Origin of the sequence: Mycolicibacter engbaekii (assembly GCF_002101585.1) — a bacterium.
GTDB classification, from domain to species: domain Bacteria; phylum Actinomycetota; class Actinomycetes; order Mycobacteriales; family Mycobacteriaceae; genus Mycobacterium; species Mycobacterium engbaekii.
This window is the reverse complement of record NZ_LQOT01000022.1, coordinates 1-9918: the sequence shown is the minus strand read 5'-3', so window position 1 is coordinate 9918 and position 9918 is coordinate 1. Positions and strand designations below refer to the sequence as shown.

General features: G+C 69.3%; 6 protein-coding genes and 1 pseudogene. 4 read left to right on the top strand and 3 right to left on the bottom strand.

Translation table 11 applies throughout. From position 1 onward, the window contains the following. Positions 1-480: 480 nt before the first annotated feature. Together AWC02_RS06020 and panB are read right to left on the bottom strand one after the other, a co-directional pair. Positions 481-1893 (bottom strand): CYTH and CHAD domain-containing protein, encoded by a 1413-nt coding sequence (locus AWC02_RS06020; RefSeq protein WP_085127876.1) that lies wholly within the window; start codon positions 1891-1893, stop codon positions 481-483. Positions 1894-1935: 42 nt separating this feature from the next. Further along, a complete protein-coding gene (gene panB / locus AWC02_RS06015) occupies positions 1936-2787 on the bottom strand; it encodes a 3-methyl-2-oxobutanoate hydroxymethyltransferase (protein ID WP_085127875.1) in 852 nt (283 codons plus the stop codon). A gap of 193 nt (positions 2788-2980) precedes the next feature. Between panB and AWC02_RS06010 the strand changes: the two genes are divergently transcribed. Genes AWC02_RS06010 through AWC02_RS05995 form a run of 4 tightly spaced genes read left to right on the top strand, consistent with a single transcriptional unit; the run spans position 2981 to position 9564 of the window. Further along, complete coding sequence (locus AWC02_RS06010; RefSeq protein WP_085127874.1) at positions 2981-4522, top strand: alpha/beta hydrolase; 1542 nt, start codon at positions 2981-2983, stop codon at positions 4520-4522. A gap of 20 nt (positions 4523-4542) precedes the next feature. Further along, positions 4543-5883 carry a type I glutamate--ammonia ligase gene (gene glnA, locus AWC02_RS06005; protein WP_085127873.1) on the top strand — a complete coding sequence of 447 codons (1341 nt, stop codon included), beginning with the start codon at positions 4543-4545 and terminating at the stop codon, positions 5881-5883. A 15-nt stretch (positions 5884-5898) separates the two neighbouring features. Next, positions 5899-8904, top strand: coding sequence for a bifunctional [glutamine synthetase] adenylyltransferase/[glutamine synthetase]-adenylyl-L-tyrosine phosphorylase (locus AWC02_RS06000; RefSeq protein WP_085127872.1), 3006 nt, complete (start codon positions 5899-5901; stop codon positions 8902-8904). Between the two features lie 15 nt (positions 8905-8919). Next, a complete protein-coding gene (locus AWC02_RS05995; RefSeq protein WP_419179206.1) occupies positions 8920-9564 on the top strand; it encodes a PaaI family thioesterase in 645 nt (214 codons plus the stop codon). A gap of 60 nt (positions 9565-9624) precedes the next feature. On the opposite strand, the pseudogene AWC02_RS05990 reads toward AWC02_RS05995, so the two are convergent. Beyond that, positions 9625-9918: pseudogene (locus AWC02_RS05990) on the bottom strand (glutamine synthetase); the annotation flags it as partial.

Below are 9918 nucleotides of genomic sequence, written 5' to 3'. Positions count from 1 at the left end.
CTCCAATCATTCGGCTACGACACGCCGGACCTCACCAGCCGGCCCAGCTCGTACACCACTCTGCTGGACGCAACCTCGATATCCGTTCTATCGGACAGCTGATCGGAACATACGTCTTGTAGATCCGCTGTCAACGACCTGCGTAGAGATACTTCCGGGGTTCGCCACCGATTGGTGGGTGTCCTCTACTTCATTTCGCTGCGATGTGACTCAAGCTGCCGCTCCTGCAAAGTGTTCGACAGTTCAGCCTCAGCCCTGCCCCGCCTTTTCCATAATGTTCTGGAGATACGGGTTGTCTATCTGGCACGTAGGATCCAGATAGATCTTGCGGGCCCTCGAAGGAAATCCCACGACCGCCCGACATTCATCCTCTCCGTGGGTGTGGCCTGTGGCGTAGTCCCCAGGGGCTCAGCGAAGGCGCTAATTACCGCTCCTACGCGACAGCGAGCTCATCCGGAACCAAAGACCGCCCCGTTTGGGCTACATCGCCTTGTCGAGCTTGCGCAGGGCCGGCCGCAGCTGCGCCCGGCACCGCGCGGCGAGATCGGCCTCGCGGGCATACAGCAGCCCGTAGGTGAAGGTGTCCTCACCGGCAGCCGCTGCCGCATCGGCCTGCTCAATCAGGTGTTCGCGGCTGACAACGCTGTCCTGGTGATCGCCCAGCAGCGTCTGAATCGTCTTCGCCCGCCGGGCGATCTTGGTCTTGCCCGCTGCCGCGGCGGCGTAGCGCAGCCGCTTGGCCGCCTTGCGGATCCGGTGCAGTGCCGCGTCGCGGTCGGCGGCCGTCTTGACTGCCTTCACCGCCTTGCGCAGCCGCCGGTAGGCGATGTCCACGGAGGCCGACCGGGTGGCGGTCGGCGCGCTGATCAGATCATCGAGCCCGTCGAGCAGCCGGAAGTATCGAGGGGAGCGCATCGCGGCCAGGCTGCGCCGTCGCCCCGTCTGGTAGCGGCGCTGCGAACCGCCGACCAGACGTTCGCGCACCGGTCCGCGGACCAGTTCTGGTGCCAGCTCGTCGAGCTCCTGCTGGTAGCGCTGGGCCAGGACCTCGGCATCGCGCGCGACACCGAGCACCGCCCCGAGTTCGCGTAATTCGCCGAGCAGCGGGGCGTGGGCCTTCTCCTCGCCGTGCAGCAGGCTGCGGATCCGCCGGACCGCCACCCGCATCTGATGAACGGCGTCGTCGGCGTCGGCGCGCACCCCGCGGTCCCACACCAGCAGCAGCTCGACCTGCTCGGCCAGTGCCCGCTGCAGGCGATCGGTGGGGTGTGCGGGCGGCGCGGGTGCGCCGAGCACCCGGGCCAGTTTGGAGCCGTAGCCGGCCGGCCCGGCACCGGTGTCGAGCAGTCGGTTGCTCAGCCGGTCCAGCAGCTCGATGTCGCCGCAGCCCAGTTCCAGTTCCCATTCCCGCCAGAGCTGTTCGGCTTCTTTGTGGTCGGTGCCGGTGGCCGACGCGGTGACCTGATCGTCGCAGAACTCGGCCAGCACCTCATCGCTGTCGTCGCGCAGCACCACCACGCGGCGGGCGGTGCGGATCTGTGCCACCGGCGCCAGCGCCCGGTCCCGCACGAGCGCCCGCACCACGTCGAGCAACTCGTCTGGAACCTCGGGGCCCAGGGCAGCACGTACCTCGGTGCGGGTGTCCGGCCCGGCAGGAAGCTTCAGGTGCCAGCCGGCGTCGGGACCGCCGGTGCGCCGGCGCAGGGTGACCCGCCGGGCCGCCAGGTCGTGGCCGGCAGTGTCGTAGTACACGGCCGCCAGGGCCTGTGCCGGCAGGTGTTCGACGCGGGCGACTCCGGCGATGCCGTCGAAGGACGGCGAGATGGCCGACGCATCGACGTCGAACTTGCGTTCCACCTCGCGATAGGAGGTGGTGGGGTCGGCGGGGGACACGACATCCAGCCTGTCACACCCGGGCCGCCCGGATGCCTCTTTCTAGAAGCAGTGCTCCTCGGCGGGGAACGTTCCCGCCGCCACCTCGTGCGCGTACTGCTCTGCGGCGCGGCGCAATTCAGCTCCGACGTCACCGAAGCGCTTGACGAACCGGGCGGTCTTGCCGGTGGTCATCCCGGCCATGTCCTGCCACACCAGAACCTGGGCGTCGCAGTTGGGCCCGGCGCCGATACCGACGGTGGGAATGGTCAGCTTGCCGGTGATCTGGGTGGCCAGCTCGGCGGGCACCATCTCCATGACCACCGCGAAGGCACCCGCTTCGGCGACCGCGATCGCGTCGGCGATCGTCTGCTCGGCGGCGTCGCCGCGTCCCTGTACCCGGTAACCGCCCAGGGTGTTCACGCTCTGGGGAGTGAACCCGATATGGGCCATCACCGGGATGCCGGCCGCGGACAGCATGGCGATCTGGTCGGCCACCCGCTCGCCGCCCTCCAGCTTGACGGCGTGCGCGCCGCCCTCCTTCATGAACCGGGTGGCGGTGGCCAGGGCCGCAGCCGGTCCGCCTTCGTAGGAGCCGAACGGCAGGTCGGCCACCACCAATGCGTGCGGGGCGCCGCGCACCACCGCCCGTACCAGCGGGATCAGCTCGTCGATGGTGACCGCAACCGTGCTGTCGTAGCCGTAGACGACGTTGGCCGCGGAGTCCCCGACCAGCAGCACCGGGATGCCGGCGTCATCGAAGATCCGGGCCGAGGAGTAGTCGTAGGCCGTCAGCATCGACCATTTGCGTCCCTCGCCCTTCATCTCCTGCAGATGATGGACGCGGGTCTTCGGTGCGATGCGGACCGGATTGGGCGCAGCGTCATTGCCGGCGCCGTAAATGTGCTCAGACATCGTTGTCCCTTGACTCGGTCGGGTCGATCCTCGAAGCCCGCGCAGCGGGTCCCCGGGTCGTCTGACATGCCCAGTCTGCCACTCGGCGGGGCGCAGCTGAACCACACGGTGAAGTGGATTTCCTCACATCGGCACGCGCTGAGCCCACCGGGTGCCCGGGCTTGCCCGCGCGTGCATGGCAGCATGTGGTGTCATGAGCTCGCCGACGCGCCGCGACAGGATCACGCGCACCGTTTTGACCTGCCTCGCGATCGCGACAGTGGTGATCACCGTCGGCAGCTGCACCCGGCTGACGCCGGGCCACGCGGTGCTGGCCCTGCCGAAGGTCGGCCAGCCGGTCCAGTGGGACAAGTGCCGGTTCACCGCCGACACCAACATCAAGGTCCCCGCCGACGCCCAGTGCGGGTTCATCGCGGTGCCGGTCGACTACTCCGCGCCCCAAGGCGCCGTCGCCCGGCTGGCCATGATCCGTTTCCCGGCCACCAAGGACAAGATCGGTTCGCTGGTGATCAACCCGGGCGGGCCGGGGGAGTCCGGCATCGAGACCGCGGTGGGCCTGGTCAGCTCCCTGCCGCGTTCGGTCCGCGAGAGCTTCGACCTGGTCGGGTTCGACCCGCGCGGGGTGGCCTCGTCGCGGCCCGCGGTGTGGTGCAACTCCGACGAGGAGAACGACCGGCTGCGTGCTCTGAACCAGGTCGACTACAGCCCCGAGGGCGTGGCGCGCATCGAGAGCGAGACCAAGGAGTACGTCGCGCGCTGCCTGGAGAAGACCGGCAAGGAATTTCTGGCCAACGTCGGCACCGTGAACGTCGCCCGCGACCTGGACGCGATGCGCGCCGGACTGGGCGACGACAAGCTGACCTACCTGGGCTACTCCTACGGCACCCGGATCGGCGCGGCCTACGCCGAGGCCTACCCGCAGAACGTGCGGGCGATGATCCTCGACGGCGCGGTGGACCCCAACGCCGATCCGATCGAGGAGGACCTGCGGCAGGCGGAGGCCTTCCAGGGCGCGTTCGACGACTTCGCGGCCGACTGCGCCAAGGAGACCGACTGCCCGCTGGGCGACGATCCCGCCAAGGCGGTCGACGTCTACCACAGCCTGGTCGACCCGCTGGTGGACAAGCCGGCCAAGACCAAGGACCCGCGCGGACTGAGCTACAGCGACGCCATCGTGGGCACCATCATGGCGCTGTATTCGCCGACGTTCTGGACGCACCTCAACGACGGCCTGTCCGATCTGGCCGAGGGCCGCGGCGACATCATGCTGAGCCTGGCCGACCTGTACATGCGCCGGGACGCCAAGGGCCACTACACCAACGCCACCGATGCCCGGGTCGCGGTCAACTGTGTCGACCAGCCGCCGATCACCGACCGCGCCAAGGTGATCGAGGAGGACCGGCGTTCCCGTGAGGTCGCGCCGTTCATGAGCTACGGGAAGTTCACCGGCGACGCCCCGCTGGGGACCTGCGCCTTCTGGCCGGTGCCGCCCACCACGGAGCCGCACACTCTCTCGGTGCCCGACCTGGCCCCGACGATGGTGGTCTCCACCACCCGCGACCCGGCCACGCCGTACCAGGCCGGTGTGGACCTGGCCAAGCAGCTGGGCGGCTCGTTGGTGACGTTCAACGGAACTCAGCACACCGTGGTGTTTCAGGGCAACGAATGCGTGGACCGATACGCCGCGCGATACCTGGTTGACGGCACGCTGCCGCCAACCGATGCAAAATGCTGAGCGCTGATACGCTTCGCGGTATGGACCGTCAGAAGGAGTTTGTGCTCCGCACGCTGGAGGAACGCGACATCCGTTTCGTCCGGCTCTGGTTCACCGATGTGCTCGGTTACCTCAAGTCCGTGGCGATCGCTCCGGCGGAGCTCGAGGGCGCCTTCGACGAGGGCGTCGGCTTCGACGGCTCGGCGATAGAGGGTTTCGCCCGGGTCTCCGAATCCGACATGGTCGCCCATCCCGACCCGTCGACGTTCCAGCTGCTGCCGTGGACCTCGGATTCGGGCAAGCAGTACTCGGCGCGGATGTTCTGCGACATCACCATGCCGGACGGATCCCCGGCCTGGGCGTCCTCGCGCCACGTGCTGCGCCGGCAACTGGCCAAGGCGGGGGAGCTGGGGTTCGCCTGCTACGTGCACCCCGAGATCGAGTTCTTCCTGCTCGAGCCCGGCCCCTATGACGGGAGCACGCCGGTTCCGGCCGACGACGCGGGCTACTTCGACCAGTCGATCCACGGCTCGGCCGCCAACTTCCGCCGGCATGCGATCGACGCCTTGGAGTCGATGGGCATCTCGGTGGAGTACAGCCACCACGAAAACGCCCCGGGGCAACAGGAGATCGACCTGCGCTACGCCGACGCGCTGTCGATGGCCGACAACGTGATGACGTTCCGCTACCTGATCAAAGAGATCGCGCTCAAGGAGGGTGTCCGGGCGTCGTTCATGCCCAAACCTTTCCGGGAGCACGCCGGATCGGCCATGCACACCCACATGAGCCTGTTCGAGGGCGAGGTCAACGCGTTCCACAGCCCTGACGACCCGCTGCAGCTGTCGGCCACCGCGAAGTCGTTCATCGCCGGAATCCTTGAGCACGCCAACGAGATCAGCGCCGTCACCAACCAGTGGGTCAACTCCTACAAGCGGCTGATCCACGGCGGCGAGGCGCCCACCGCGGCGTCCTGGGGCGCCTCCAACCGCTCCGCGCTGGTGCGAGTGCCGATGTACAGCCCGCACAAGACGTCCTCGCGGCGTATCGAGGTGCGCAGCCCGGACTCGGCGTGCAATCCCTACCTGACCTTCGCGGTGCTGTTGGCCGCCGGGCTGCGCGGGGTGGAGCAGGGCTACGAGCTGGGCCCCGAGGCCGAGGACAACGTCTGGGCGTTGACTCCCGAGGAACGCCAGGCGATGGGCTACCGCGAGTTGCCCGGCACCTTGGAGCGGGCGCTGACCGAGATGGAGAACTCCGAGCTGGTCGCCGAGGCGCTGGGGGAGCAGGTCTTCGACTTCTTCCTGCGTAACAAGCGCCAGGAGTGGGCGAACTACCGCAGCCATGTGACGCCCTACGAGCTGCAGAACTACCTGGCGCTCTAGAGGGCCCGTACGGTCGTGGCCTACCCGGGAGCTCAGCGTCGCAAGCTGCCCAGCGTCGGGCGTCTGGGATTGGTCGACCGGTACGCCGCGGCCGATCTGACCGCGCTGGGCTGGTACAGCGCCTACACCCAACCGCACGTCGACGTGCTCTGGGCGCTGTCGCGTGCCCCCGACGCCGACCTGGCCCTGCGCACCCTGGTCCGGCTGTCCGAGGCGCCGGATATCGACTGGGCCGAACTGAGCGCCGCTCTCATGGCCGACCGCGGCCTGCGCGGGCGGCTGTTCAGCGTGCTGGGATCCTCACTGGCACTGGGCGATCACCTGATAGCCCAACCCGAGTCGTGGAAGTTGCTGGCCAGTCCCGCCGACACCGAGGACTACTCGCTGGCGCTGCCGTCGGGAACCGAGCTGCGCACGATATTCGCCGACTGCATCGACGCCACCACCGACGGCGCCTACGTCCAGCGGTTGCGGTCGCTCTACCGCGACCGGCTGCTGGTACTGGCCGCCATCGACCTGGCCGCCACCGTGGAGAACCTGCCGGTGCTGCCCTACGTGACCGTCGGCGAGCATCTGGCGGACCTGGCCGACGCCGCGCTGGCCGCCGCCCTGCAGGTGGCCGAGATCCGGGTGTGTGCCGATGCCGCCCCGCCCCGGCTTGCCGTGATCGCCATGGGCAAATGCGGTGCGCGGGAACTCAATTACGTCAGCGATGTCGATGTCATCTTCGTCGCCGAGGAAGCCGATTCCCTCACCACGCGAGTGGCCGGTGAACTGATGCGGGTGGCCGGCGAGGCGTTCTTCGAAGTCGACGCCAATCTGCGGCCCGAGGGACGCCACGGCGCGCTGGTGCGCACCCTGGAGTCCCATGTCGCCTACTACCAGCGGTGGGCCAAGACCTGGGAGTTTCAGGCACTGCTCAAGGCGCGCCCGGCGGCCGGCGACGCCGAACTGGGCCGCGACTACGTCGATGCGCTGCTGCCCATGGTGTGGACCGCCTGCGAGCGTGAGGATTTCGTGGCCGACGTGCAGGCCATGCGGCGCCGGGTGGCGCAGCTGGTGCCCGCTGAGATCCGGTCCCGCGAGATCAAGCTGGGCTCGGGGGGACTGCGCGACGTGGAGTTCGCCGTGCAGCTGCTGCAGTTGGTGCACGGACGCAGCGACGAGTCACTGCACGTGGCGTCCACGGTCGATGCGCTGGCGGCCCTGGGCGCCGGCGGCTACATCGGGCGGGACGACGCGGCCAACCTGACCGCCTCCTATGAGTTCCTGCGGCTGCTGGAACACCGGCTGCAGCTGCAGCGGCTCAAGCGCACCCACATGCTCCCGCCGCCCGAGGACGACGAGGCGATGCGCTGGCTGGCCCGCGCCGCCCATATCCGGCCCGACGGTCGCCACGACGCCCTGGGCGTACTGCGCGAAGAACTCAAGGCCCAAAACCTCCGGGTCTCAAGGCTGCACGCCAAGCTCTTCTACCAGCCGCTGCTGGAGGCGGTCGGACCGGCGGGGCTGGAGCTGGCCGGGGGGCTGACACCCGGTGCCGCGGAACGCCAGCTGGCGGCGCTGGGATACGAGGCGCCGCACAACGCTCTGACCCATCTGGCCGCGCTGACCAACCAGAGCGGTCGCCGGGGCCGGGTCCAGGCGGTCCTGCTGCCCACATTGCTCTACTGGCTGTCCAACACCCCCAATCCGGATGCCGGGCTGCTGGCCTACCGGCGTCTCAGCGAATCGATGGCGCAGCAGCGCTGGTATCTGAGCACCCTGCGCGACAGCAGTGCCGTGGCCAAGCGGCTGATGCGGGTGCTGGGCACCTCGGCCTACATTCCGGACCTGCTGATGCGCTCGCCCGACGTCATCCAGGCCTACGGCGACGGGCCGTCCGGGCCGAAGCTGCTCGACAGCGACCCCGACGCGGTGTCGCGGGCGCTGATCGCCTCGGCGGCACGCCATCCCGACCCGGAGCGCGCGATCGCCTCGGCGCGCAGCCTGCGCCGCCACGAGCTGGCCCGCATCGCCTCCGCGGACCTGCTGGGCATGCTCGAGGTGGTCGACGTCTGCCGGGCGCTGACCGCGGTGTGGGTGGCGGTGTTGCAGGCCGCGCTGGACGCGATCGTCCGGGTCAATCTGCCCGGAGAAGGCCAGGAGCCGCCGGCGCGGATCGCGGTGATCGGTATGGGCCGGCTGGGTGGAGGTGAGCTGGGCTACGGCTCGGACGCCGACGTCATGTTCGTGTGCGAGGCCAACGAGAAGGCGCCCGGCGTCGGCGACGGCGAGGCGGTGCGCTGGGCCACGTCCATCGTCGAACAGGTCCGGGCGCTGCTGGGCACCACCAGCGTCGACCCGCCGCTGCAGGTCGACATCAACCTTCGCCCCGAGGGCCGCAACGGTCCGCCGGTCCGCACGCTGGCCTCGTACGCGGCCTACTACGAGCAGTGGGCCCAGCCCTGGGAGATCCAGGCGCTCCTGCGGGCGCATTGCGTCGCCGGTGATGCGGATCTGGGTCTGCGGTTCCTGCGCATGGTCGATGCCACCCGCTATCCGCCCGGCGGGGTGTCGGCCGAGGCGGTGCGCGAGATCCGCCGGGTGAAGGCGCGGGTCGACGCCGAGCGGCTGCCCCGCGGGGCGGACCCCAACACCCACACCAAGCTGGGCAGGGGCGGGCTGGCCGATGTCGAGTGGACCGTCCAGCTGTTGCAGCTGCGCCACGCCCACCGTGTTCCGGCCCTGCACAACACCTCTACGCTGGAGACCCTGGACGCCATCGCCGAAGCCGGGCTGCTGGAGGCCGACGACGTGGACAAGCTCCGGCAGGCGTGGCTGCTGGCAACGCGTGCTCGCAACGCCCTGGTGCTGGTGCGCGGCAAGCCCACCGACCAGCTGCCCGGGCCGGGCCGCGCCCTCAACGCGGTGGCGGTGGCCGCCGGATGGCCCGGCGGTGACGGCGGTGAATTCCTGGATCACTACCTGCGAGTGACGCGGCGGGCGAAAGCCTTGGTGCGCAAGGTATTCGGGGACTAGAGGAGGAACTCAGTGGTGGATTTCGGGGCTGGCGCGGCGGTGCCCACAATCAGCGCGCAGGAGAGCGCGCGACTGTTGGAGCGCTACGGTCCGCTCGCCCAGGCGGTCCGTGAGTTGATCGACGTCACCATTCGCACCCAGGCCGACGCCGCCACCGTCGACGAGGCGACCAGCCAGGTTCGCCAGCTCACCGAGCGCCTTCGGGGCGGCAACCTCAGCGACTCGCCGGGACTGCGTTACGTCGTCGACGGCCGGCCGCTGGCGTGGGGGAACGCCGTGGTCGGGCTGCGCAACCCGATCGCTCCGCCGCTGGTGATCCAGCACGGGGGCAACGGCCACTGCTGGACCGACTTTCACCTGGGCGCGGCCTATGAGGGGCCGCCGAGCCTGGTCCACGGCGGGGTCAGTGCCCTGATCCTCGACCATGTGCTCGGCGAGGCGGCCAGCGACGGCCTGACCAAACCGAACTACACCGGCACCATCACCGTGAAGTACCTGCGGGGAACACCCTTGGGGCCGCTGCACGCCGAGGCCTCGGTGTACCGCAAAGACGGGGTCAAAACCTACGCGCGGGGCCATATCTCGGACGCCGCCGGGGTGACCGTGGAGGCCGACGGCGTCTTCATCACGCCGTCCTGGGCCCGCGACACGGTGGAGTGAGCGCCGCTCGCCGTCGTCGGTGATCCCGCCGGAGCCGTCGCGGGCCCCGGCGGTCGTCGCTCAGCAGTCGTAGTACAGCGAGAACTCGTAGGGATGCGGGCGCAGGTTCACCGGCGCGATCTCGTTCTCGCGCTTGAAGTTGATCCAGTTCTCGACCAGGTCCGGGGTGAACACGCCGCCCTCGGTGAGGTATTCGTGGTCGGCTTCCAGATTGTCGATCACCTGGGCCAGTGAGGTGGGGGCCTGCGGGATGTTGGCGGCCTCGTCGGGCGGCAGTTCGTAGAGGTCCTTGTCGACCGGGGCCGCCGGTTCGATCTTGTTCTTGATGCCGTCGATGCACGCCATCAGCATGGC

Bases quoted from the DNA above. Each gene is read 5' to 3' on its own strand.
- AWC02_RS06010 (WP_085127874.1), top strand. From the start codon at position 2,981: ATGAGCTCGCCGACGCGCCGCGACAGGATCACGCGCACCGTTTTGACC.
- glnA (WP_085127873.1), top strand. From the start codon at position 4,543: ATGGACCGTCAGAAGGAGTTTGTGCTCCGCACGCTGGAGGAACGCGAC.
- panB (WP_085127875.1), bottom strand. From the start codon at position 2,787: ATGTCTGAGCACATTTACGGCGCCGGCAATGACGCTGCGCCCAATCCG.